The following is a 25,589-nucleotide window of genomic DNA, read 5'->3' on the forward strand; positions in this document are numbered from 1 at the left end:
TCAGTTAAAGGTGTTTCTCTTTCTTTACATACGTCAAAAAACGATCAATTCCTGTTTCAATTAAATCATGTACTTCCTCGAAGTTTCCAGTGTAATAAGGGTCTGGCACATCATCTCGATCATCGTCTTCAACAAAGTCAAGAAGACGGCCAATAAAGTGATGTTTCCCATAGCCGGCTATACTGCGAAGTGCCCCTACATTTTCAGCATCCATCGCAATGATATAGTCGTATGCTGTGATGTCCTCATCTATGATTTGTCTTGCGGACATCCCTTCATAGCTGATCCCTTTTTCATCAAGCAGCTTTCGTGTTCCTTCATGCGGAGGACTGCCTTGATGCCAGCCGCCAATGCCTGCTGAATCAATGACAAAGTGCTCGCTTAGTCCCTCATCTTCTACTCGTTTTCTAAACATGGCCTCTGCCATCGGTGATCTGCAAATATTGCCAAGACATACGAATAATACATGAATCATCCTTCATTCTCCCCCTATCTTTTCCCTAAGACTCCCTTTTGAAAACCTTGACTTTATCATATCAAGTCCTTTTTCTTTTGGAAACTTTGCAAGAAAAGCTCTCATCGCCATTGACAAAATACACAAAAACAGGAGAAACTTTAGGAGAATTACACAAACAAAGGGGGATATTAGATGGGAATAATTGAGCAGTTTGTCACGACGATGAACAATTTTTTGTGGGGGCCTCCCCTGTTGATTTTAATTGTTGGTACCGGAATATACCTCACCTTTCGCATTCTCTTCATTCAAATTAGATTACTTCCTTATTCTTTAAAGCTCGCTTTTTCAAAACAAGACAAAATGTCAGAAGGAGATATTTCACATTTCCAAGCGTTAATGACGGCTCTTGCTGCAACTGTCGGTACAGGGAATATCGTCGGTGTGGCCTCCGCTGTTATAGCCGGTGGTCCTGGTGCAGTTTTCTGGATGTGGTTTGCTGCATTTTTCGGGATGGCAACCAAGTTTGCAGAAGCTGTTCTAGCTGTAAAATACAGGGTCAAAAATGAAAAAGGCGAAATGTCTGGCGGACCTATGTATTATTTAGAGCATGGATTAAAACAGAAATGGCTAGGGGTGCTATTTGCTGTTTTCGGCGCCAGTGCTGCCTTTGGGATCGGCAACCTGGTCCAGTCTAATTCCATCTCAGGCGTCATGAATTCTACTTTTCAAATTCCAACATGGGTAACAGGTATCATCATTACGGCTTTTACAGCACTTGTGATTTTAGGCGGAATCAAAAGCATTGGCCGGGTCACATCTATCTTTGTACCCGTCATGGCTTTATTTTACGTCATTTGCGGTCTAATCATTCTTGTTATGAATGCTGATCTTGTTCCAGGCGCAGTCAGTCTTATTTTCTCAGATGCCTTTACTGGTCAAGCCGTAGCAGGGGGTGCAATTGGGACTGTCATTCGCTGGGGTGTCGCACGAGGAGTTTTTTCCAATGAAGCAGGTCTTGGGTCAGCACCAATTGCTGCTGCAGCTGCGAAAACGGATATGCCTGCACGCCAGGCTCTCGTCTCTATGACGCAAGTGTTTATTGATACCATCATTGTTTGTTCTATCACTGGCATTACCATTGTCATGGCAGATATGTATTTAACAGTGAAAAGCGATGCGCTGACTTCGTTATCCTTTGCTCACTTCCTCGGTCCAGCTGGCTCAATCATTGTGGCAATCGGACTGCTCTTGTTTGCCTATTCAACCATCATTGGCTGGTCCTATTATGGAGAGAAATGCTTTACATATTTGGCGAAGGATTCGTACGTCATGTATTATCGCATCGTCTTTGTGATGGCTGTCTTTTTTGGTGCCGTGTTTAAGAATGACTTCGTATGGGGCGTAGCAGATATGTTGAATGGTCTGATGGCCATTCCAAACTTAATTGGCCTTATTGGTTTATCGGGCGTTGTCGTATTTGAATCAAAACGAATCATTGAAAAAATTAAACAGGAGAAAAAAGAGAAAAACATCTCGGTGTCGTCTTAATAGCCCTTTTATTCTTTTGCTTTTCTGTTAAAATAGACATATTATTCAACACATATGCAGGAAAGGACGTGCCGCCCTTGTCAGAGCAAAAAGCGGCTGAAGTCAATCAGCTGATTGAAGACATTTCGCAAAAGTTAAATATGCTGAACATTGGAGTCATCAAAGCCGAGGACTTCAGTCCAGACAAGTACGAAGATATTGAATTTCTTCACCAAATGGTGATGAAAAAATCTTCATTCAGCCCAAGTGAAATGCAAGCCATCGCAAGCGAGCTAAAAAACTTAAGAAAATAATCGTGCAAAGGAAACTAAGATTGCGGTTTTCACCGCTTTCTTACATCCATGCACAGAAAAAGCCAGCACCCCGCAAGGTGCTGGCTTTGTTTATCCTGTCAAAACTGCTTATTTTGCGAGCAGTTTTAATGATTCACGGTTAAATGCTGGAATGTCATCAGGTGTACGGCTTGTCACAAGCTGATCCTGACAAACGACAACTTCTTCATCTTTGAATTCTGCGCCTGCGTTTTCCATATCTACTTGAATGGATGTATAGCCAGTCGCGCCTCTGCCTTCCAGCGTCTTCGCTGTAATAAGCAATTGCGGTCCATGACAGATCGCAAATACTGGTTTTTTCTCGTCCATAAATGCTCTTGTGAACTTTACATAGCGATCATCTGCACGCAGAATGTCTGGTGAGAACCCGCCAGGAATCAGCAGTGCATCGAAGTCTTCAGGCTTCACGTTATCAATGGACGCATCCACTCTCACTTCTGCTTCTCCTTGCTTCCCTTTCACTGTTTTTCCTTTTTCGTTTTCAATTACTGTGATCTCATGGCCTGCATCTTTAAAGGCTTTTGCAGGCTCGGTGAATTCAACATCCTCAAAGTAATCTGTTAATACAACTGCAATTTTCTTACCCATGTAGAAACCCTCCTGCTTGATTATCGTTTACACTACACACTATACCCGGGTACATTGAAATCAAACATCCTATCCCGATCAGAAAACCCCTTATGATGAAAATAAGCATTTAGACTTATTTATATTCCCTCAACAAGGTAATTCGTATGATTTATGTTATCTTTACAATAATCTGCAAAAAATAACTACAAAAGTTAACGAAACATTTCTACAATAGGTATTGTGGTCAAAAAAATTAGAAAGGCGGAGATCAGGTGAAGAAGCAAGCACATAGGTCTAAACGAAGGAAAAACCTGTCTATTCTGCTCACTTCCATTATGATGATTAGTCTCATTCTCCCAGCAGTACCTACTCATGCAGCAATAGAAAACGGCGATGCCGTAAAAGTAAGCATCTTAGCCACAACGGATGTTCATGCGAACATGATGAATTACGATTATTACAGCGACAAAGAAACAAATGAATTTGGTTTGGCAAAAACAGCCGAGTTGATTGAAAAGCACCGTTCACAAAATCCAAATACACTCCTTGTTGATAACGGAGACCTGATTCAAGGAACCCCTCTTGGAGAATACGTTTACAAAAATGAAAAAGACAGTATCATCAATCAAACAAAGGTTCACCCCATTATTCATACACTCAACAAACTAAAGTACGATGCAGGAACACTTGGCAATCATGAATTTAACTACGGATTATCATTTCTTGACGGTACTATTGCCGGGGCTAACTTCCCGATTGTCAATGCGAACGTCAAAAAGTTAAATGGAGAACACCGTTTTACGCCTTATGTGATTCAAGATAAGACCTTTAAAGATGCAAACGGAGCTTCTCAAACTGTGAAAGTCGGTTACATAGGATTCGTTCCACCACAAATTATGACGTGGGATAAGAAGAATTTAGATGGACAAGTTCAAGTGCAGGATATCGTCGAATCTGCCAATGAAACCATTCCTGAAATGAAGGAAAAAGGCGCAGATATCATCGTCGCTCTTGCCCATACAGGAATTGAAAAAACCGCTTCGCCTAAAGGATCAGAAAATATGATCTTTGACCTTGCCACAAAAACGAAAGGCATCGATGCGATCGTGTCCGGCCACCAGCACGGCACATTCCCAAGCGCTGAATATAGCGGCATCGACAAATTCGATGTCTCAAAAGGAACGATCAACGGCATTCCAGTCGTCATGTCAAAAAACTGGGGAAGCTACCTCGGAGTCATTGATTTAACATTAGAGCCTGACGGCAGCAAATGGAAGGTCACAGACGGAACAGGAAAGATTGAATCTGTTGCAGGAGTAACCTCTCAAAACAGCACTGTGAAAGATGCCATTCAAACGACGCATCAAAACACACTTGATTATGTGAGAAAACCTGTCGGTAAAACAGAAGCAGACATTAACAGCTTTTTTGCTCAAGTGATGGATGACCCTTCTATTCAAATTGTGACAGATGCACAAAAATGGTATGCACAAGAAAAAATGAAGGATACGTCATACAAAAACTTACCGATTTTATCTGCAGGCGCTCCGTTTAAAGCCGGCGGCCGAAACGGTGTGAATTATTATACGAATATCGCAAAAGGAGATTTAGCGATTAAAAATATCGGCGATCTCTACCTTTACGACAACACCGTGCAGATTGTCAAACTGAAAGGCAGTGAAGTAAAAGACTGGCTCGAGATGTCTGCCGGACAGTTTAATCAAATCAAACCAAACGATTCAAATGAACAGCCTATTTTAAACGAAGAATACCGCTCGTATAACTTTGATGTGATCGATGGTGTCACCTATCAAGTCGATGTGACGCAGCCTGCTAAGTACAGCACAACAGGCACTCTTGTTAATGCGAATGCAAACCGCATCAAAAATCTGTCCTACAACGGGAAACCAGTCTCTGACAATCAAGAATTTTTAGTCGTAACGAACAACTATCGAGCTTCTGGCGGTGGTGGCTTCCCGCATCTGACGCAAGATAAAGTGGTGCTTGCCTCAGCTGATGAGAACCGCCAAGTGCTGATGGATTATATTATTGAACAAAAAACCATCAACCCAAGTGCGGATCAAAACTGGTCCATTGCACCAGTCAAGGGCGCAACCGTCACATTCGAATCTTCTCTTTTGGCTAAGCCGTTTGCTGAAAAATCAAGCAGCGTAGACTTTGTTCGTAACGCCAGCACAGATGGTCTTGGCGTGTACAAGCTAGCCTTTAAAGAGGATGGCACAACAGAACCGCCTGCATCAGACAACTGGAACTTAACGGTGATGCATACAAACGATACACACGCACACCTTGATGATGCGGCAAGACGTGCAACAAAGATTAAAGAAGTTCGAGCCGAAAGCAAGAACAACATTTTATTAGATGCTGGAGATGTCTTCTCTGGTGACCTATATTTTACAAAATGGCAAGGACTTGCCGACCTAAAACTGATGAACTTAATGAAATATGATGCCATGACGTTTGGTAATCATGAATTTGACAAAGGACCTTCTGTTCTTCGTCAATTCCTGACAGGTGATGCTTCAGATGTAGATGCGAAAAATCGTCACCAATTTGAAAAGCCTGCATTCCCGATTGTGTCATCAAACGTTGATGTCTCTAAGGAAAAACAATTGAGCGGCTTAGTGAAAAAGCCAGCCACATTTAAAGCTGGTGAGAAAAAAGAAGCTGGGATTTACCCATACATCCTGCTTGATGTAAACGGTGAGAAAGTGGCTGTATTCGGCTTAACTACTGAAGACACGGCCATTACGTCCAGCAGCGGTCCTAACATTCAATTCAAGGATGCATACAAGAAAGCAAAAGAAACAGTCAACACCATTCAAACAAAAGAAAAAATCAACAAAATCATTGCTTTAACACACATTGGCTATAACCGTGATCTTGAGCTTGCTCAAAAAGTAGACGGGATTGATTTAATCATTGGCGGTCACACGCACACCCTTGTTGAAAAATTAAAGGTCGTCAATAAGAAAGAACCAACGATTGTCGCACAGGTGAAAGACTACGGACAATTCTTAGGAAAAGTAGACGTGGCCTTTAATCAAAAGGGAGTCGTACAGCCAAAGGAATCTTCTTTTGACCTCATCACCATCGATGACTCTGTCAAAGAAGATGCCGATGCAAAAGCGATCCTCGATCAGTACAAGGCAGATATTCAAGATTTAAAAACGGAAAAAGTCGGGTCTACCGATGTCCTCTTAGATGGACAACGCGAGCATGTCCGTGCGAAGGAAACGAACCTTGGGAACTTTATTGCTGACGGCATGCTGAAAAAAGCACAAGAATCTGCCGGTGCTGATCTTGCCATCACAAACGGCGGCGGTATTCGAGGCAGCATTGAAAAAGGAGATATCACTTTAGGTGACATTTTAACGGTCATGCCATTCGGAAACACACTATATGTCGCAGATCTAAAAGGCAGCCAAATTAAAAAAGCACTCGAACAAGGGCTTTCAGGCATTGAGGAAGGCGGCGGCGCGTTCCCTCATGTAGCCGGCATTGAATATACGTTTACACTGAGTAAACCAGCTGGCAGCAGACTCATTGATGTCAAACTGAAAGACCAAAACGGCAAATTAACAGACATTGATGATAAGAAAACGTACCGCGTGGCGACAAACGCATTTGTCGGCACAGGCGGAGATGGCTACAGCGTCTTTACAGAAGCCTCTCACGGCGAAGACTTAGGGTATGTTGATTATGAAATCTTCAAAGAGCAAATTGAACAGGCAGACGGCGGACATATTTCTCCTGTCATCGATCATCGAGTGAAAGAAGTGTTCCTTCCGCGTTCGAAAGGAAAAGGCGCCTATGACATTCAAGATGATGAGAAATTCCAAACGTATGTGCAGCATACAAACAAAGCATTGCTCTATTTAGACAAAGCGAGCGAAGCGAAAAACGTTCAATTGTCTCTATCAAAAGCGCAGGTAGCCGAGCTGAAGAAAAGAGAGCAAGATCCAAACGTCACCATCTATCATGACAAAGTGGGACTCGCATTACCGCTCTCCAACTTGTCCGAGAAAAGCGCAGATATATGGATGACAAAGACGGATAAGGTGAAAAATGCATTAACGAATACGTATGATTTCCAAATCAAACAAGATCAGAAAAAGGTTTCTACCTTTAAAGATCCTGTCACACTATCCTTTACATTAGATGAGCCTCAAAAGGCAAAGAAACCTAGTGTATATTATGTAGACCGCAAGAAAAACCGTTATGATAAAACAAGTAACGGATCGTTCGAAAATGGGGTCGTATCAGGTCAAACTGAACACTTCAGCGAATATACTGTGCTCAACCAAAGCGGGGCAGCTGGAACAACGCCAGATCAAACTGGCGGAAACGGCGGAACTTCAGCGCCAGGCGGAGGTACAGGTACAGATCCAAACCAAGATGGAACCGGACTCCCAGGCGGCACACTGCCGAATACAGCAACGATGATGTATACAGCTGTATTGATTGGCGTACTCATGCTTACCTCAGGAGCTATCCTATATTACTACCAGCGCAAGCGTACAAGAAAAAATGTTTCATCCTAAAAGAAAAGGACAGAGCCTATGCTCTGTCCTTTTTTCATCTCAATCTTGGGATAAATAAATCCAATTGCGCTTATCAAATTCTTTCACATCATCTGATCCTATATGACGCAGCATTCTATTGAAGAACGTGATGTCATCTTCATCATCGATGGCATATAAATCCTCTTGAACATAATCTCTTATAATAAAATTCGTTAAGTTCGTATTATTCACAAAATCAGCAAAATAATCCTCTACAAGAATTATATCCTCTTCACTTAACTTTTCATCATTAATAATTGAAATATGAAACACATTCAAAATCGATTGTATATCTTCTTCATCCATATAACATAATGGATCTAGTTTTCGATCTTCTTCTGTAAACGGTTTTCGAGTATCTTCAATGATGACGTAACATAATATTCGGTGATCTTTCATCACGCTAAAAATTTCTAAATCCCTTAATTTTAGTGGTCGATTCAGTCTAATCATTTTTCCTCCTATAAATCATGATCTTGTCGTTGTATATCCCCGCTTCTCCAAAACCTGAAATGGACAGAGCCTATGCTCTGTCCATTTTTTCTCTTCTAGCAAAATCGACGAATCTGAAGCGGTCTAATCGGTGACGGCTTTCTGTGTATTGAAATAGACTCGTATCCTCTAAGAACACATAATTCTTTACCACAACGACATGGTCAAATCCCTTCAAATCAAGGTACTTGGCGTCCTCTTCTGTACATGGCTCTACTACAAATTCCTTTTGAGCATAGCTGATCGATACACCGAGTTCTCCTTCAATATACTCGTAGATTGATCCTTCGCATATGTCTTTAGACAATACTTCGACATGCTTTTGCAAAAAGTAGTCCTTGTCTAAAATCACTTCTTCCCCGCTAATATTGCGAGATCGAATGACTTTCCAGACGTCTGTCTGTTCATCAATTTTCAGCTGAGACTGAATATACTGATCCGGTTTGATTAAACCAAATTCATGAACCGTTGTGACCGTCTTTCGGCCAAGCGTTTGGGAAAGCTCTTTAAAGCTGACAAGACCTGATACAGGAAACTGCATTTTCTCCCGATTCAGCAATACAGAGCCTTTCCCGCGGATTTTTTGGATATAGCCATTTTGCACAAGAATATTTAATGCCTTTCTCACCGTCTCCCGGGACGTGTCGTACATAATAGAAAGCTCATGCTCTGATGGAAGGGTGCCTTTATCCTGCCATTCACCTTGCTCAATTCGTCTTGCGAGCTGATCATAAATCACTCGAAACTTATTCTCTTTCATTTTCCCTCCGCCCCATTTTCTAGCGTTTGGTTAAATGATAAACGATTGACTCATATGGGCGCAACGTAAATCCCTTGATGTGTGCCGGCACATCCTCATAATTGGATAACAGGACTTGCACCTCCATGTCATCTACAGCCTGCACAAGCTCATCAGGAAGCGTAAAGTCCGCCTCCCCTGGATAAAAGTGATTAATCACGAGGAGCTTCTCATCCTTGCTTTCTCTAACATAAGCAAAAATCTTTGGATCTTCTGCTAAGAGTAAGGAGAAGCTGCCATATGTGATCACGTCAAGTTCTTTACGCAGTCTGCAAAGGGCTTGGTAATGATAGAAAATAGACGTCCGGTCCTTTAATGAAGCTTCGACCGAAATGTCGTTATGGGCTGGTTCAATCCAAGGCGTTCCTGTTGAGAAACCTGCATTCTTCTCTGAGGTCCACTGCATTGGTGTTCTCGCATTATCTCTTGACTTGACCTGTAAAATGGCAAGTGCTTCTTCCTTTGATTTTCCCTTTTCTAGCATCACTTCGTACATATTGAGTGATTCGATATCACGGTAAGACGAAATGTCCTCAAAGCGAGGATTCTTCATGCCAATTTCCTCACCTTGATAAATATACGGAGTTCCCTGCATCAGATGAATCGTGGTCGCCAGCATCTTCGCTGACTGCTGATGATACGTGTCATCATCACCATACCTTGAGACGATACGCGGCTGATCATGATTGCACCAGAACAGCGCATTCCAGCCGCCGCCTTCATGCATTTTCGTCTGCCATTCAGACAGAATCGACTTCAATTCTTGAAAATCAAATGGTGCGATCGCCCACTTTTCGCCGTTTGGATAATCCACCTTTAAATGATGGAAATTGAACGTCATATCCAGCTCCTGCCGATCAGGTCTTGTATACCGAATGCAGTCTGCAATATTCGTTGAAGACATTTCTCCAACTGTCATGCTATCGTATTTCGAAAAAACCTCCTGGTTCATTTCATGCAGAAATTCATGAATTCTCGGCCCGTCCGTATAGTACATGCGGCCGTCGCCTTGCACAGATTGTCCGGCGTCATCTAAGAAACGCTGATCCTTTGAGATGTTGTTGATGACATCCAGCCTGAACCCATCAATTCCTTTTTCAAACCAAAAGTGCATGATGTCATATACTTGCCCGCGCACCTCTTCCTTCTCCCAATTGAGATCTGCCTGAGTGACATCATATAAATGAAGATAATAATCTCCTGTTACTTCGTCTAGCTCCCAGGCTGGACCGCCAAATTTCGACTGCCAATCATTCGGAGGAGATCCGTCCGCTTTTGGCTCCTTCCAAATATAATAATCTCGGTAAGGGTTATCCTTTGACTCACGCGAGGCTTGAAACCACTCATGGAAAATGGATGTATGGTTAACGGCTAGATCCATAATGACCCTTATTCCTCTCTCATGCGCTTCTTTCAGCATGCGTTCAAAATCTGTCATTGTGCCGTACATGTCATGGATTTTTGTATAATCACTAATATCATAGCCGTTGTCATGCTGCGGGGAATCATACATTGGCGTGAGCCAAATACAATCCGCCCCAAGCTCTTTAATGTAATCAAGCTTTTTCGTCACGCCATTGATATCACCTGTACCAGAGCCCGTTGTATCTAAAAAGCTCTTCGGATAAATTTGATAGACCACCGCTTTTTTCCACCATGGTTCATTTGTCTGCTGATTCAATTTCCTTCACCACCACTAGTTAAGTTCTTCTGAAAAATCCTTCTTCTTTTTTAATTTTGCATATAAAAGAGTACCGATGAATGGGAGGATGAGGACAATCACCATTCCAATTGCAAATGCACCCCAATATTTCGGGATAATGGAGAAGATTCCTGGAATGCCTCCAACACCAACTGAACTTGCCAGCACCCCTTGAGAGGCAATAAACATACCGGCTAATCCTGAGCTGATCAGTGCAAAAATAAATGGGAATCGATAACGCAGGTTGACCCCAAACATGGCCGGTTCGGTAATTCCTAAATAAGCAGAAATGCTTGATGTCAGTGAAAGTCCTTTTTGCTTTTCATCTTTTAAGACAAACATCATTGCCAGTGCAGCTGATCCTTGAGCGATATTAGACAGTGCAAGCATTGGCCATAGGAACGTGCCGTGCAGCTTTGAGTTAATCAATTGAATATCCACAGCGAGGAACGTATGGTGCATTCCTGTAATGACTAATGCTGCATACAGACCGCCGTATAATAGACCGCCAAGTGCTGCGAATTGCTGGAATACAGCTACAAGTCCAGATGTTAGAACGTTACCGATTGCAAATGTAACAGGTCCAATGACGATAAATGATAAAAATCCAATGACTAATAACGTAATCGGTGCTACAACTAACAGCTGAATACTTTCAGGTGTCCGTTTTGTGATAAATAATTCGAGTTTTGCAAGTAAATAGGAAGCAACGAGTATCGGAAGAACCTGTCCTTGATAGCCTACCTTCTGCACTTCAAGTCCAAACAAATTCCAAACAGGAATGTCACCGGTCTTCTCAGCCGCTCCATAACCCCATGCGTTTAACAAGTCCGGGTGTACGAGCATTAGACCAAGGACCATCCCTAAAAGCGGATTTCCCCCAAACCGCTTCACAGCTGACCAGCCAATTAATGCTGGCAGGAACGTGAAGGCAGTCCCTGCAATTAAGTTGATCATATTCGCTAAGTCAGCCCATGCCGGATACACATCCACAATCGACTTTTGATCGAAGAAAATATCAGGAGCTGTTAAAATATTATTAATGCCCATTAATAAACCGGCTGTGACGATGGCAGGAAGAATCGGTATAAAGATGTCCGCAAGCGTTTTCACAGCACGCTGCAATGGATTCAATTTCTGATCAGAGGCACGCTTGACATCCTCTTTTGTGGCTTCCCCAATTCCTGTCCTTTTGACCATTTCGGCATATACTCGATTGACGACCCCTTGACCGATGACAACTTGGTATTGACCGTTCGCTGAGAAAGATCCCTTCACTTCTTCAATTTGTTCAAGTGCTTTCTCATCAACCTTGTCTTCATCTTTCAGCACAAAGCGCAACCTTGTTACACAATGTGTCGCTTGATCAATATTTTCTATGCCGCCGATGGCTTTCACAATCTGATCTGCTGCTGCCTGATAATCAGCCATACTATCCCCTCCGAGATCGTTTTTTTATATAAGAAAAAAGAACCAAAAAACTTGTATATACATGTTACTTCATATTTTATATTTGTATATACATGTAGTCAACAACAAATTGCAGCGCTTACATAAAAAAAGCTCCCTCAATGTGCTCAGGGAGAGTCAGTGTGTCATCATCTTTTTTTATGCTCTGTTAATTTCTCGTATACCTTGTTTTTGTAAAAGGAGGAGGCTGGGCGGGCAAAAGTTTGGCGCTTAGATGTAAGTTCATCCAAACGTTTTTGTTTTTCTTCACAGATGAGAGACAGTTTCTTTCTTTCCTCTCCATCTATGCTTGATTGAAGTAATTCTTTGACAGTCATGAGTTCTTTTTTCAGCGCTGTTTCTTCCCCAGCAAATCCGGCATTTTTCATGATGCGGTAGCCCATTCTAAGTTCTTCTGGTACATGAGCAGCGTCATCTTTTGGCAGAGGCTTCCCAAAGCCAGATAATCCTTCAAAAGCCCCGTTATCCATCGCTTTTTTGATCCGTTCTTCTGATAATCTCTGCGCAAAATCCATAGCGTTTCTCCTTTCGCAGCAAGTATTTGATTAAGCATAGCAAAAAGGCTGGCTCTCTCACAAGAGCCAGCTTCAGCGTCTAGACAAGCCTTCGCATTCGGTATCAGTCCTGCGCTTCGGTACTCGTCCCTCCTTCTCTGAAAAGAGAAAAAGGGCTAAAATATTTTAGCCCTTTTTCGTTATTTATTGTCGTCGACTTTGAAGGTTGAGACCATTTGTGCTAAGTCCTCTGACATGTCAGAGAGCTGTTCAATCGCACTTGAAATTTGCTGCATGCCAGCACTTTGCTGTTCTGTTGCTGCCGCTACTTCTTGAGAGCTGGCTGCATGTTCTTCCGATACAACAGAAATTTGCTCAATCGATGTAGAAATCGTTTGATATGCTTGCTCAACTTGCTTAATAGAAGCAAGCAAATTGTTCGTTCTTCTTGAAAACTGAGATACACCGTCGTAAATCAAAGCGAAATTTTGTGACGTGCCTTCCATTTGCTCACGTCCTTCTTCCACTGCTTTACTACTTTCCTCTACACTTTCAAGAACGCGCTGACTGTTTTCCTGTGTGCCGATGACAAGGTCTGAAACGGTTTTAGCCGCATCCGCTGATTGCTCAGCTAACTTGCGCACCTCATCTGCCACAACAGCAAACCCTTTTCCTTCTTCTCCAACACGTGCCGCTTCAATTGAAGCATTCAGTGCAAGCAGATTCGTTTGGGCTGAAATGTCCGTAATAATTGAGATGACACTTTCAATCTCCGTTGAATGAGATTGTAATTCTTCTGCTGCCTGCTTTGAGTTGGTCATCTTGTCATGTAGCATATTCAGATGATCAAGCACATGGTTCACTAATTTTTGACCAGATTCTGATTGCTCTTGTACGTCAGAGGAAACAGATTTCATTTCGTCGACTTCTTTTGTGACGCCTTCGATTTGAGTATCGATCTCTGCAACGGATGTCGTACAATCCGTAATATTTGCGACAGAATCATTGATTCCTTCACTCATATTCGTCATGGCTTCTGACACTTGCTGCGCACTTTGACTTGATTCGGTCGTCACCGTACGAAGCTGTGAAGACATTTTCGACACTTCACTAGATGAGTTTGAGATTTTCGAAATGAGCTCTTTAATCCGTCCCTGCATCTTTTGGAAGGATGCGGCAAGCTGGCCGATCTCGTCTTTACTTTGAACCTCTACCATTCCAGTTAAATCACCGTCAGCAATTCGGTTCGCTGATTCCATTAAGGAACGTGCTGGTTTTGCAATCCTTCTTCCCATGATAAAGGAGAAGAGCAATCCACCGATGAGCACAATAGCAGATGCAACCGTAATGTAGATTGTCAGCTTCTTCGTTGTAGCTGGAACAATTGATGCATCTAAATCAATTCCTAGAATCCCTGTCAGCTCACCGCCTGAATCCTTGATTGGCAAAAAGACTGATTTATGTGTACCAAATGAATCTTTGTAAATATCACTTTTGACCATTTTATCTTCAGAGAGCGCTTGTTTCATCTCTTCTGAAAAAACATAATCTTGATCAAAGTCATTTTCTTCACCGGTTAGTATAATAATTCTTTCTTTTCCGCCTTTATTAGATAGCACGTATAAGTTCTCAAGCGTATGATCTTCTTGAAGCTCTGTGAATTTCTTTTTGACCTCCACATAAAGGGGATCATCTTTCCCGCTAATACCAAGGACGTTTCCATCCATATTATCGATCTCTTTCTTCGCTGTATCAATATCTGTTGTTAATCGATAATCAAATTGCTTTAATAACTGGGATGATAAATCCTGGCTCACTAGATAAAAAGTTAAAACGAATAATGCAACGGTTGCGAGTAATGTTACGGTAACGACTGACATGATTTTAGAGGATATCGTGTATCCTCCAAATTTCCTTTGTTTCGCCATTTTTTCCTACATCTCCACTCTCAGATTTGATTTAAGCATGTACATTTTCAAATTGTCCACAAACAGATGCAATCACATCTTTTAAATAAGATACGATATGAGGGATATGCTCTGGTAACGTATAAGGTGAGATGACAAAAAACTTACTAACACTTAGATAGAATTCTTGACCTTCTTTAGCATTTACAAGTAAAAACTTCGTTGTATCACCAAAGAACATTTCGTCTCTTTTTTCTCCAAGCTTTTCAAACAGCATTTTGTTCAATTCATTGTTCCGCTCAATTTCCATTGAAGTCGCTTCGCCAGAAATCTCTTCTTGAAAACGCGGTGAGCCGTCTAGGTAAATTCTAAATAATGTAGCCATTCCAACGTTGTCATCATTCACGACTTCTGCTTGCGGAATTTCCCTACTAAGTGCTTCTCTGAAGGCAAGGTTCACTTCTAAGAATTGACCGAGCAAACGCTGATAGCCTTCAATGCCAAACGTTAAGAGCACACTCAGCATACTGATTGAGCTTCCCATTCTTGAGCACTCAAGCGTATAACCCGTATGGTATTCACCGTAGCCTCTATGGCCAACATATGGTGTCTCTTGTTCTTCCAGGTCCAAACGCTTTAAGTCAGCAGCGTTTTTCACTAAGAATAAACTGGATGTGTAAGGTGTTTGGCCGAGCTTTTGAAAATCAAAGCACATTGAGTCTGCAAGAGAAAGATGCTGGAATTTCGCTTTGATTTCTTTTAGCATACGAAGAACACCGTCTGAGAATTGCAGCGGGTTTTCCGATACATCATACTCATTAAAGAAAGCAAAGAACCCACCCAGCGCCGAATCTGCATGAATATGCGGCACCTTCAGATCATACTTTTCAGCAATCGCTTCTGCTGTTTCACGTACCCCTTTTACATCATCAATTGCAATGGCATCTGTTGTTCCGGTTGTTGCCACAATATAAACGGGAATCCCGCCACCCTGTGCAACACGTTCCATTTGACAACGCAAATCTTCCATATCCATTGAATGATCTTTATTCGTCTTAATTCTGATCAAGTTGTCTGTGCCAAGTCCTGTTGCTTCCATTGACTTAAATAAGCTGTAATGTGCGGCATCAGAACAAAACGCATAAAGATTTTGCGGAACTCCTTTTCGCAGTGACTCCGGCGCAGCTTTTGCAATCGCTAAACGAAGTCCTGAAAAAATCGCTCCTTGACCTCCCCATGTTGTGTATCCCCCGCTCACATTTGGATCATATCCGATGAGCTTAGACATCATTGAGACCACTCTGACCTCAGCTTCCGCACCTGCTGGTCCATAAACATCCCATAGGTTGTTTCCATTTACCAGCATAGCCGTCAGCATGCCTAAAATTCCTGGTGTACTTGCCATTGGCAAAATGTTCGTGAAGAAATACTTGGTGTGGTATGGATGGTTATGTAAAAGCTTCAGTAATTCTTCATTCACAAGTTCCGCTTGCTTGCCGTTCATCGGAATTTGACTTGTTTCAGTGAGCTTTTTGTAAAAGTCCTCCCCACGATTCTTTTCACCTTTAAGGTGTGCACGGTTGGGATCCTTCAGGTCATCGACCCCTGAAATGATCTGCTCCATCAATTTGATGAGTTCTTTACGCTCTCCTGCATTTCCGTCCTCACTCGGAAACCAGTTCTGAACGAGGTTCTCTGCTCGTACAGTCATATACTATCAATCCTTTCAATGGAAGATTTCCTGTCATTGTCTATATCGACCCCAATTCAGAAGTTTATAGTCTCGATATGTTCACTTAAGTATATTTAGATAATTTGTTCACTTATTAAAATAAATGAAACCCTTAAAAAACACATCAAAACCATTATGTTCATGAAACACAAAAATATATTGATATATCATACAAGAGGAATTTTTATCCATGGTTTTGATCCATTCCAAGGATCATTTTTTTTGCTTAACCTGCATAAACATTAATAAACAATGGAAATACTCTCTAAATGACCATTGTAGAAATCAAATTAATTCTTTAGACTTGTGTCTTTTTACCTGTTTTATTGATATAGCAACTGGAAAATTACTGAATTTTCTGTCAATAATAGGTCGATTTTCATAAAAAGTTTTTCGATGGGCGAATATTTTCATTTTCTCTCCTTTTATTGCTCGGACAGGCTTGCAAAGGCTCTTCACCGGTTATGACTTTTCTATTTGTGCATTTCGTGGTATATTCTAATGGTTCGTTTTCTTTCGTTCCGCCTCTTCCGTTTAACGGAGAAAAGGAGTGTTTATATGAAAACATTTATTCAAAAAAGAGGTCTCGGCTTCTTTCTGGTTGCAGCCATCTTACTATGGCTCAAAACGTATTCAGCGTATTTAATCGAATTTAAACTTGGTATATCAAATGTGCTTCAGCATATTTTGCTTTTCGTGAATCCTATTAGCTCCAGCTTGTTCTTTCTTGGCTTTGCTTTATTGTTCAAGAAAAAATGGCAGCCTGCCGCTATCATTGTGATTCACTTTTTCATGTCTTTTTTACTATACGCAAACATCGTGTACTATCGATTCTTCAATGACTTTATCACGCTGCCCACAGTGATGCAGGCAGGAACGAATGGCGGACAATTAGGTGATAGTGCATTTTCACTCATGCGTTGGACTGATGTGTTTTACTTTATTGATACAATCATTTTGATCGTACTTGCAGTCCGCATGAAAAGGCAGCAGCAAACAAGTACAGCCACTGTACCTGTTCAAAAGTCAAAATCGTTTAGACTCGTCCTTGTGTCCTCTGTTGTGATCTTTGTTTTAAACTTAGTTGCTGCAGAAATCGATCGACCAGAGCTTTTATCAAGATCGTTCGACCGTAATTATTTAGTTAAATATTTAGGTGCTTATAACTTTACTGTGTTTGATGCCATTCAAAATGTGAAATCAAACAGCCAGCGTGCTCTTGCAAATTCAAATGACGTGACAGATGTAGAGAACTATTTAAAAGCGAACAGTGCTGATCCTAACCCGGCTTATTACGGGAAAGCGAAAGGCATGAACGTCATTACCATTTCTCTTGAATCACTGCAAAACTTTGTCATTGATTATAAGGTGAATGGAAAAGAAGTAACGCCATTCCTCAATTCATTGGCACACGACAACAAAACGTTTTACTTTGATAACTTCTTCCATCAAACAGGTCAGGGAAAAACGTCTGATGCTGAATTTATGATGGATACTGGATTATTCCCATTATCACAGGGCTCTGTTTTTATTAACAAAGCGCAAAACACATATCAAGCACTGCCTGGTATTTTGAAGAAGGATCAATATACGTCAGCAGAATTCCATGGCAATACGAAAACCTTCTGGAACCGGAATGAAATGTTTAAGTCCTTTGGATATGACAGATTTTACGATTCTGAGTACTACGATATGAACGAGCAGGATACGAAGAACTATGGACTGAAAGACAAACCGTTCTTCAAAGAATCCATGCCAATCCTTAAAAACATGAAGCAGCCGTTTTATTCGAAATTCATTACATTATCGAACCATTTCCCATTTGGAATGGATGAAGGTGATACTGATTTCGAACCTGGCGACTTCGGAGATTCTGTCGTCGATAACTATTTCCAATCGGCTCATTATTTAGATGAAGCGATTGAACAGTTCTTCAACGATTTGAAAAAGTCAGGTCTCTATGACAATACAGTCGTCATTATGTACGGAGATCATTACGGCATTTCTGAAAACCATAATGAAGCGATGGAAAAAGTGACAGGACAAAAAATTGGAGATTATGAAAATGCGCAGCTCATGCGTGTGCCGCTCTTTATCCATGTTCCTGGCGTAAAAGGCGGACAGATTCATAAATACTCTGGTGAAGTCGATGTCGCACCAACCCTTCTGCACCTGCTTGGCGATGATACGAAGAACTATTTAATGTCTGGTTCTGATATCTTATCGAAGAACTTTAAAGAGCTTGTGCCATTTAGAAACGGTGACTTCGTGTCTAAAGACTACACAAAAGTAGGCAATAACTATTACAGCAACAAAACAGGCGAGAAAATCGAGCCAACTGACAAGGCATCACAAGAAAATGAAACGGTGAAAAAGATGCTGGAGACATCTGATAAGATTGTCACCGAAGATTTACTCCGTTTCTACAAGCCTAAAGGCTTTACACCAATTGAACGCAACGACTATGACTATACAAAGAAAGTACAGGATGAAAAGGATTCCTCTTCCGCCAAAGATGAATCCGGCTCTTCTTCAAAATAACTTTCTCATGCTATGAACCAGCCGATCCTTGATCAGCTGGTTCTTTTTACGTTTGATCATGATTACTCCGGGTATAGGAGAAGAAGGAGGGATTTATCATGAAGAAAACATCAGCTTTTGTCGTGACTGCCTCACTTGCTTCGTCTGCCCTATTCGGTTTCAGCCCTGCGGTCTCAGCACACGCCATGGCCAAACCAGCAGCAGAACAATCCGTTCCTCAAGGTCCAAAAGCCGCGCTTAACAGCATTTATAAGCTGGCACATAAAGGACAAATGCCCTACTATGCTCAGGGGCTGAAAATAGGCGTTCAAACAAAAAAAGACGTTCATCATCAGCTCGGAAATCCATATCCAGAAACAGGTCAAAGCAGCTTTGATTTGTATCATGCTGAAATGGGGAATCCCGGATTTGCTTTTCACTATGATGCAAAAGGCAAAATTGATGAAATCCGTTATTTCGGTACAAATGTAGAAAAAGAAACGAATATCGGCGGTATGACCCCTTCGTTACTAAAGAAACAGCTTGGACCAGCGGATTCAGTGAGCACCATTCCGCAGACAAAAGAAAAAAAATATGTGTATCGAACCGGTGATTATGAACTCGAATTTATCGTGGGCCATGATCCAGAAATGAGTCAGCATGAGCTCACCGTCCTGCATATCAATCTCATTAAAGCCGATTCTTAAATAAAAAAGCATCCTGAGTTTGTGCTCAGGATGCTTTTAGATTGTTGACAAAGGGCTAAAATGATCTTTATTTTAGCCCTTTGTCTTCCTTTCAGCGTGATAGAAAACCTTTGCAGTCTAGGAAGGACGAGCACCGGAGCGGAGCGAATTTGACATTCGTGAGCACCGAAGCGCAGACCTGACACCGAATGCGAGGGTTTGCCTACACGCTGAAAGCATCCTGAGCTTGTGCTCAGGATGCTTTTCTTTATTATGATGCCACTTCTAACTGCGGCTTTCTTTTCATAGTTCTTTTGAGGACTGGACCTGCGACATAATCAAGTCCAAATTTGCCTGCATTCCCTTTCGCTGCCATGATAACGATGGCTATGAGCAGAAGCAGCGGGTTCACAGAGACAGTTCCAGCTAGTAAGAAAGAGACATTCATCACGCTTCCAAAAAAGGCTGCCGTTGTTGTAAACAATCCAACAATTAATCCTAGGCCTACTAAGATTTCTCCCCACATGACCATGGCACTGAATAGTCCGGCATTCGGCAAAGCGACATTTTCTAAAAACCATACATAGAACGGATACACAAGATGACCATCTTTGACGACAGGTTCAGATATCGCAAATTGCAAATAGCCTGATGCATCAAATCCACCTGTTAGTTTTCCAATACCAGATGTCAGCCAAGTCCATCCGATATAAAGTCTTGCTGCCAAAAGGATAACGGCTGCCCATACATTCGTTTGTAAGAATTTTGTAAACATGATGTTGCCTCCTTTTAATATATGTGAAATATTTCACATTTTCTTTATGATCTTATTATACTATGTTATATCTAATTTGTGATCTTTTTCACATACATATTCACAAATTGTTCATGAATATCTAATTTTTCCTAATCTCAAAAGAAACAACTTTCTTATTATGGAGGAAATTCAGCGGCAAAAGCGTTCTACCATGTACAGACCATGCTTCTTCGGCGCTGTGGGAATAGAACGGTCGAGTCATATTCAGAAAAGTGCGGTCAGTTAATATTTTAAAAGAAGCTTTCGTCTGCTGTTCGAGAAAAAGGTCCTTTACTAAGACCTTAGTCAGAGAAAATATAAGCCTCGGGCGGGTTTATTCAATTTCCTTCTTTCTTTATTATCGAAGTAAGTAACACTTCAAAATTAACTAGAGAAAATTAAGGGAGAGAAGATGATTGAATAAAGTATGGCGTTTCATCGTGTATGTATGCGTTTTCGTTCTGGTTGTTGGAGGAACCGGAGCGATCGGTTTCATGAGCACGATGCAGGAGGCTATGTCGGTTTATGATAAGCCAGTTCCTGCTTCTCTACAAAGCATCCAAACTCCTGACTATGATTCGAAAAAGCCAACAGTGGTCGTTATTTTGGCGAATGAAGTAACCGAGGTGTTTGATTTTCTCGTACCATACGAAATGTTCTCCATGACAGGTTCGTATAATGTGTTTGCGGCAGCTCCCAACAAAAACATAAAATCGTTGACGGGCGGGCTTGATGTCGTACCGCATTACTCTTTCGACGAGTTGGACAAATTGACAGGCAAAAGTCCGGATATAATCGTGATCCCTTTCATGCCGATTTTGGATGAAGCGAAATACAAGCCCGTCCGCGATTGGATAAAGAAGCACTCCGGCAAGGAAACGACATTGTTGTCCATCTGCAATGGGGCGGAAAATTTGGCGGATACCGGCCTGCTGAACAGAAAATCTGCAGCAACACATTGGGGAGATATCGGCAGATTGGAAAAGAAATATACCGAGATTACTTGGAAAAGGGATCAGCGTTACGTGCATGACGGTAACATAGTCTCCTCGGCCGGCCTGACTTCGGGGATTGATGCCACGCTGTATGTTATATCCCAGCAAATGGGAGATCCTGTAGCGGAGAAAGTGGCGAAGGAAATGAATTACCCTTCCTACGATTTTGTTCAGCATCCGCAAATGGAGCCTTTCACGGCCGGATTGAGCGATATCGTCTATATTTTGAACAATGCATTTCAATGGAGCAAGAAAAAGAACGGGGTCCTGCTGTATGACGGTGCCGACGAGCTGATGTTATCCTCGGCTTTTGACACGTACGGGGCTTCCGGAACGACAACAACATTGACGATATCCAACAAACGCGAGCCGGTTGTTACTCGACACGGTCTGAAACTGATCGCCCGATATCAAATAGAGGATGCTCCAAAACTCGACAAAATGATTTTTGTGGGGCCGGACGTTAAGACGCGCGCTGCAGATGATATCCGAAGCTGGAATGTGAACGGAGGAAAGGCTGAGCAGCTTTTCCTGCACAGTGATTCGCCAGAGCGGTTCGCGATGGAACCTGCGTTTGAAGATTTGGCGAAGCAAGAAGATATCTTGACGGCGAAATTCGCCGCCAAGCGGCTCGAGTACCGCGCCACAAGCCAGCTTAAGCTTAAAGGAGCACCATTTTCGTACGAAGCGTTCGGCATACCGATCGCTGTCGGCTTGTTGTCTATGTTCGTCGTATATTTGGTAGAAAGACGTTTCGTAAGAAGAAAGACTGTTCGCGAATAAAACAGAAAGCAAAAGCATCACAGTTTGGAATGATTTATACATGTTTGGACCAGATTAGGAAGAAGAAGCACAATCTATTTAGGATTTTTTAAGGAAAAATGAGATTGATAATGCTTTTAAAGTCGTCATGGTTGATTACTATAAATTAATTAAATTCATTATTAAACAAACGAGTACCGATAGTTCAACAAGCTATGAGTAATTTTAGGACTAAGCCCATATTCCAGTTATTCCATTAAAGGGCGCTATTATTTAAGATCAAAGGTAGAAAATGATCAAACTTTTTTATAAAACCAAAACTTAAATATGCTCGAGAAGAATCCATTTTGATCAAACTTTTTTCAAAATGGATTCTTCTAATTTATCGTAAAATAAGGGTTTATGAGGTATTTTTGATTAAACTTTATAAAAACGCCCTCTATTAAGAGGGTGTTCTTTGAGCTGAGTCAAAACTGAACAGGTCACCACCAGAATTCATCTTATCTTGTTCTTTCTGCTTCATAGAGGTAAACTTTTCCCTTGCTGAAACCGTCTAAGTCATTTCAGACAGTGAAAAGGGGTTTAATTTTGTATGAAAACACTATTTCATTTTGCTTATTTACAGGCCATCTCATGTCTATTCCCCGTCATGATCTTTGCGGCGCTTGCCCTATCAAAGACGGTGTCTATTCCTTTTCTTCACCGGTATGATTTCATTTTACTGCTTTGTCTTGTGGCTCAGATCCTGATGCTGACGCTGCGGCTGGAGACTTGGGCGGAGCTAAAGGTCATTTGTCTATTTCATCTCATAGGAATCTGTTTAGAAGTGTATAAAGTACATATGGGCTCTTGGTCCTATCCAGAAGAAGCTTATACAAAAATATTTGGGGTTCCACTTTATAGCGGCTTTATGTATGCAAGTGTGGCTAGTTATATTTATCAGGCATTTTCACGACTTCATGTAAAAGTGGCCGACTGGCCTCATCCATTTCTTTCAATTGGCATCAGTTTGTGCATTTATCTCAATTTCTTTACGCATCACTGGCTCTATGATGTCAGATGGTGGCTGACATGTCTGCTTGTTGTTGTGTTTCGGAAAACATCGGTTTCGTTTCGGGTTGGTCCATCTTCCTTTCGAATGCCGCTTGTTGTTTCATTTCTCCTGATTGGCTTTTTTATTTGGATTGCCGAAAATGTCACCACCTTTTTAGGCGCCTGGCAATATCCAAATCAGCAGCATGCTTGGTCCATTGTTCATCTAGGGAAAATTAGCTCATGGTTCTTACTCGTTGTGATCAGTATTGTGCTAGTGATCGAACAGCGAAAACAAAAAAACGTTCAGCCCATTTGACCTGGCTGAACGTTTTTTTTAATCTCGATCGACTTCCTTACGGAGATCATCTGCGACAAATTCTACATTTGTTCCAATAATAATTTGTACGGATGTTTTTCCAGAAGTCAGCACCCCTTTGGCACCTGCTTTTTTCAATGTACCTTCATTTAATAAATTTGTATCCTCTACTGTTAAGCGAAGACGTGTGGCACAATGATCAATCGTGGTGATGTTGCCTTTGCCGCCAAGTCCCTCTACGAGCATACTCGCTCCTCCTGCCGTCACCACATCATCTGCTGCGATATCTTCCATGTCATCATCTTCCCTGCCTGGTGTTTTCAGCTTTAATAGTTTAATGAGGAAATAGAAAACGACAAAGTACACGACGCCATAAATGATTCCTACTACAAGAAGCAAGATCGGCTTTTGCGCAATGCCGAAGCTTAAGACGTAATCAATCGCACCTGCTGAAAAGGCAAAACCGCTATGAATCCCAAGGGTATTCACAATAAAAAGCGAAAGTCCCGTCAAAATAGCATGGACACCATATAAAAGTGGTGATAAAAACATAAAAGAAAATTCAATTGGTTCAGTGATCCCTGTTATAAATGATGTAAGTGCCATCCCAATCATCAGACCAGCTGTTGCTTTTCGTTTCTCAGGTTTTGCAGTTACCACCATGGCTAGACATGCCGCTGGCAGACCAAACATCATCACTGGGAAGAATCCGGTCATAAAGACACCCGCGCTTGGATCTCCTTTAAAGAATCGCGCTAAATCCCCTGTTACCCCGTTGAATTCACCAAATTGAAACCAAAATAAATTATTTAATACATGATGAAGTCCCAATGGAATAAGCAATCGGTTAAAGAAACCAAACAGCCCTGCACCTGTTGCACCAAGGCTTAAAATCCATTCTCCTAAATCATTGATTACACTTTGAATCGGCGGCCATACATATCCGAAAACGGCTGCTAATAGAATGGTGAAAAGTGCCGTCATAATAGGCACAAGCCGCCTTCCGCTAAAGAAACCTAAGTATTCCGGCAGTTTCGTATCCTTAAATTTATTGTAAACATAACCTGCCAAAAGCCCGCATAAAATACCGCCCAATACCCCCATATTGTTAGTTGAGTTGATCGACGTTGTACCGGCTGACAAAATAAAATAAGAAATCGCACCTGATAATGCCGCTGCCCCGTTCCCATCCTTTGAAATACCAATCGCTACACCCATTGCAAAAATTAAAGCCAAGTTCGCAAAGATTGCATTCCCTGCCTCATAAATAAACGGGATATTGAATACATCCTCACGCCCAATGGCCAAAATAATCCCTGCTGCTGGAAGTACAGCGATTGGAAGCATAAATGATTTTCCTAGCTTTTGAAAAAACTGAAACACCATCTGACTTCTCCCCCTTTGTCATCATCATGACTAAATCGTTCATGATGTTCATAAAAAATATATCATATGCACGTCTAGTTATCTATACCAATTTGTCCACATCCATTTGAATTCCGCTCTTTACTCTTTTTGCGTAAAATGTGGTAAGCTATTGAATAGAATGAAGATATAGAAAGCGGGAATGAACAGTGATTGTCAAACATGATCATGAGTTAGAAGCCTTAAAAAAAGTCGGCCGAATTGTCGCTTTGGCAAGAGAAGAAATGAAAAGCCAAGCGAAACCAGGCATGTCTACAAAAGAATTAGATTTGATTGGGAAAAAAATATTAGAAGAGCACGGTGCCAATTCAGCACCTGAAAAGGAATATGACTTCCCTGGTACCACTTGTATCAGTGTAAACGATGAAGTTGCACACGGTATCCCTAGTGAAAAAACCATTTTACAAGAGGGCGACCTCGTGAACATTGATATCTCAGCAGAGCTTGACGGATATTATTCCGATACAGGCATTTCTTTTGTTTTAGGAACAGGTGATGCTCGTCTTGAAGCATTATGTAAGTGTGCAGAAGATGCGTTCCTTGAAGGATTAAAGCATGCAAAAGCCGGTAAAAGACAAAACCAAATTGGCCGTGCGGTGTACAATACGGCGAAAGAACAAGGATTTACCGTTATTAAAAACCTAACAGGACACGGCATTGGGAAAAATCTGCATGAAGCACCTAACCATATTTTGAACTACTATGATCCATTCGATAATGCTTTGTTTAAAAATGGCACAGTCATTGCCTTTGAACCTTTCATTTCAACAAATGCTGAATCAATTTATCAAGCTGATGATGGCTGGACATTTAAAACACCAGATAAAAGTCTAGTCGCACAGATTGAACATACGATTGTGATCACAAAAGACGAACCGATTATTTTAACAAAGCTGTAAGCAAGCGTGTCCCCTTCTTCACTGGAGGGGATTTTTTCATGCCCGTTTCACGAATCTGTCACGACT

19 protein-coding genes are annotated in these 25,589 nt (G+C 41.6%); 8 read left to right on the top strand and 11 right to left on the bottom strand.

The genetic code is table 11. From position 1 onward, the window contains the following. Window positions 1–4: 4 nt before the first annotated feature. On the bottom strand, window positions 5–475 hold the full coding sequence (locus MHI60_RS03590; RefSeq protein WP_024425850.1) for a low molecular weight protein-tyrosine-phosphatase: 471 nt from the start codon (window positions 473–475) through the stop codon (window positions 5–7). Window positions 476–649: 174 nt separating this feature from the next. Between MHI60_RS03590 and MHI60_RS03595 the strand changes: the two genes are divergently transcribed. Together MHI60_RS03595 and MHI60_RS03600 are read left to right on the top strand one after the other, a co-directional pair. Next, window positions 650–2,005 (top strand): sodium:alanine symporter family protein, encoded by a 1,356-nt coding sequence (locus MHI60_RS03595; protein ID WP_144485739.1) that lies wholly within the window; start codon window positions 650–652, stop codon window positions 2,003–2,005. A 77-nt stretch (window positions 2,006–2,082) separates the two neighbouring features. Beyond that, window positions 2,083–2,298 carry a DUF1128 domain-containing protein gene (locus tag MHI60_RS03600; protein WP_003214000.1) on the top strand — a complete coding sequence of 72 codons (216 nt, stop codon included), beginning with the start codon at window positions 2,083–2,085 and terminating at the stop codon, window positions 2,296–2,298. Window positions 2,299–2,406: 108 nt separating this feature from the next. Here MHI60_RS03600 and MHI60_RS03605 read toward each other — a convergent pair whose 3' ends face one another. Continuing rightward, entirely contained in the window at window positions 2,407–2,925 is a 519-nt protein-coding gene (locus MHI60_RS03605; RefSeq protein WP_144485741.1) for a type 1 glutamine amidotransferase domain-containing protein, read from the bottom strand. Window positions 2,926–3,179: 254 nt separating this feature from the next. Between MHI60_RS03605 and MHI60_RS03610 the strand changes: the two genes are divergently transcribed. Further along, on the top strand, window positions 3,180–7,472 hold the full coding sequence (locus tag MHI60_RS03610; RefSeq protein WP_342502670.1) for a multifunctional 2',3'-cyclic-nucleotide 2'-phosphodiesterase/3'-nucleotidase/5'-nucleotidase: 4,293 nt from the start codon (window positions 3,180–3,182) through the stop codon (window positions 7,470–7,472). Window positions 7,473–7,511: 39 nt separating this feature from the next. Here the strand turns inward: MHI60_RS03610 and MHI60_RS03615 are convergent, their stop codons facing one another. From MHI60_RS03615 to MHI60_RS03645, 7 genes are all read right to left on the bottom strand, one after another. Further along, window positions 7,512–7,946, bottom strand: coding sequence for a terpene synthase (locus MHI60_RS03615; RefSeq protein ID WP_144485745.1), 435 nt, complete (start codon window positions 7,944–7,946; stop codon window positions 7,512–7,514). Between the two features lie 70 nt (window positions 7,947–8,016). Then, the gene (gene treR, locus MHI60_RS03620) at window positions 8,017–8,745 is read right to left on the bottom strand and encodes a trehalose operon repressor (protein ID WP_095407970.1); all 729 of its coding nucleotides are present in this window, start codon (window positions 8,743–8,745) and stop codon (window positions 8,017–8,019) included. Between the two features lie 19 nt (window positions 8,746–8,764). After that, a complete protein-coding gene (gene treC / locus MHI60_RS03625; RefSeq protein ID WP_144485746.1) occupies window positions 8,765–10,465 on the bottom strand; it encodes an alpha,alpha-phosphotrehalase in 1,701 nt (566 codons plus the stop codon). A gap of 15 nt (window positions 10,466–10,480) precedes the next feature. Further along, window positions 10,481–11,917: a PTS system trehalose-specific EIIBC component gene (gene treP, locus MHI60_RS03630; RefSeq protein WP_144485747.1), complete on the bottom strand. Its 1,437-nt coding sequence runs from the start codon at window positions 11,915–11,917 to the stop codon at window positions 10,481–10,483. A 167-nt stretch (window positions 11,918–12,084) separates the two neighbouring features. Then, the gene (locus MHI60_RS03635) at window positions 12,085–12,471 is read right to left on the bottom strand and encodes a DUF1992 domain-containing protein (protein WP_024425857.1); all 387 of its coding nucleotides are present in this window, start codon (window positions 12,469–12,471) and stop codon (window positions 12,085–12,087) included. Window positions 12,472–12,650: 179 nt separating this feature from the next. Further along, complete coding sequence (locus tag MHI60_RS03640) at window positions 12,651–14,378, bottom strand: methyl-accepting chemotaxis protein (RefSeq protein ID WP_095407967.1); 1,728 nt, start codon at window positions 14,376–14,378, stop codon at window positions 12,651–12,653. 31 nt (window positions 14,379–14,409) lie between these two features. Then, window positions 14,410–16,068 carry a pyridoxal-dependent decarboxylase gene (locus MHI60_RS03645; RefSeq protein WP_144485748.1) on the bottom strand — a complete coding sequence of 553 codons (1,659 nt, stop codon included), beginning with the start codon at window positions 16,066–16,068 and terminating at the stop codon, window positions 14,410–14,412. A gap of 579 nt (window positions 16,069–16,647) precedes the next feature. Between MHI60_RS03645 and MHI60_RS03650 the strand changes: the two genes are divergently transcribed. Together MHI60_RS03650 and MHI60_RS03655 are read left to right on the top strand one after the other, a co-directional pair. After that, window positions 16,648–18,630, top strand: a complete 1,983-nt coding sequence (locus tag MHI60_RS03650; protein ID WP_144485749.1) for an LTA synthase family protein — start codon at window positions 16,648–16,650, stop codon at window positions 18,628–18,630. Between the two features lie 98 nt (window positions 18,631–18,728). Beyond that, window positions 18,729–19,316 (top strand): YjgB family protein, encoded by a 588-nt coding sequence (locus MHI60_RS03655; protein WP_144485751.1) that lies wholly within the window; start codon window positions 18,729–18,731, stop codon window positions 19,314–19,316. 250 nt (window positions 19,317–19,566) lie between these two features. Here the strand turns inward: MHI60_RS03655 and MHI60_RS03660 are convergent, their stop codons facing one another. Then, on the bottom strand, window positions 19,567–20,070 hold the full coding sequence (locus MHI60_RS03660) for a DoxX family protein (protein WP_095407961.1): 504 nt from the start codon (window positions 20,068–20,070) through the stop codon (window positions 19,567–19,569). A 437-nt stretch (window positions 20,071–20,507) separates the two neighbouring features. Here MHI60_RS03660 and MHI60_RS03665 point away from each other — a divergent pair, with 437 nt between their 5' ends. Both MHI60_RS03665 and MHI60_RS03670 read left to right on the top strand, forming a co-directional pair. Further along, on the top strand, window positions 20,508–21,869 hold the full coding sequence (locus MHI60_RS03665) for a DJ-1/PfpI family protein (RefSeq protein ID WP_144485753.1): 1,362 nt from the start codon (window positions 20,508–20,510) through the stop codon (window positions 21,867–21,869). Between the two features lie 571 nt (window positions 21,870–22,440). After that, window positions 22,441–23,199: a DUF817 domain-containing protein gene (locus tag MHI60_RS03670; protein WP_144472478.1), complete on the top strand. Its 759-nt coding sequence runs from the start codon at window positions 22,441–22,443 to the stop codon at window positions 23,197–23,199. Between the two features lie 18 nt (window positions 23,200–23,217). Here the strand turns inward: MHI60_RS03670 and nagE are convergent, their stop codons facing one another. Beyond that, a complete protein-coding gene (gene nagE, locus MHI60_RS03675; protein ID WP_144472480.1) occupies window positions 23,218–24,585 on the bottom strand; it encodes an N-acetylglucosamine-specific PTS transporter subunit IIBC in 1,368 nt (455 codons plus the stop codon). A 188-nt stretch (window positions 24,586–24,773) separates the two neighbouring features. Here nagE and map point away from each other — a divergent pair, with 188 nt between their 5' ends. Next, entirely contained in the window at window positions 24,774–25,523 is a 750-nt protein-coding gene (map, locus tag MHI60_RS03680; protein ID WP_024424611.1) for a type I methionyl aminopeptidase, read from the top strand. The last annotated feature ends 66 nt before the right edge of the window (window positions 25,524–25,589 follow it).

The organism is Bacillus sp. FSL K6-3200 (assembly GCF_038630485.1).
Lineage (GTDB): Bacteria > Bacillota > Bacilli > Bacillales > Bacillaceae > Bacillus > Bacillus safensis.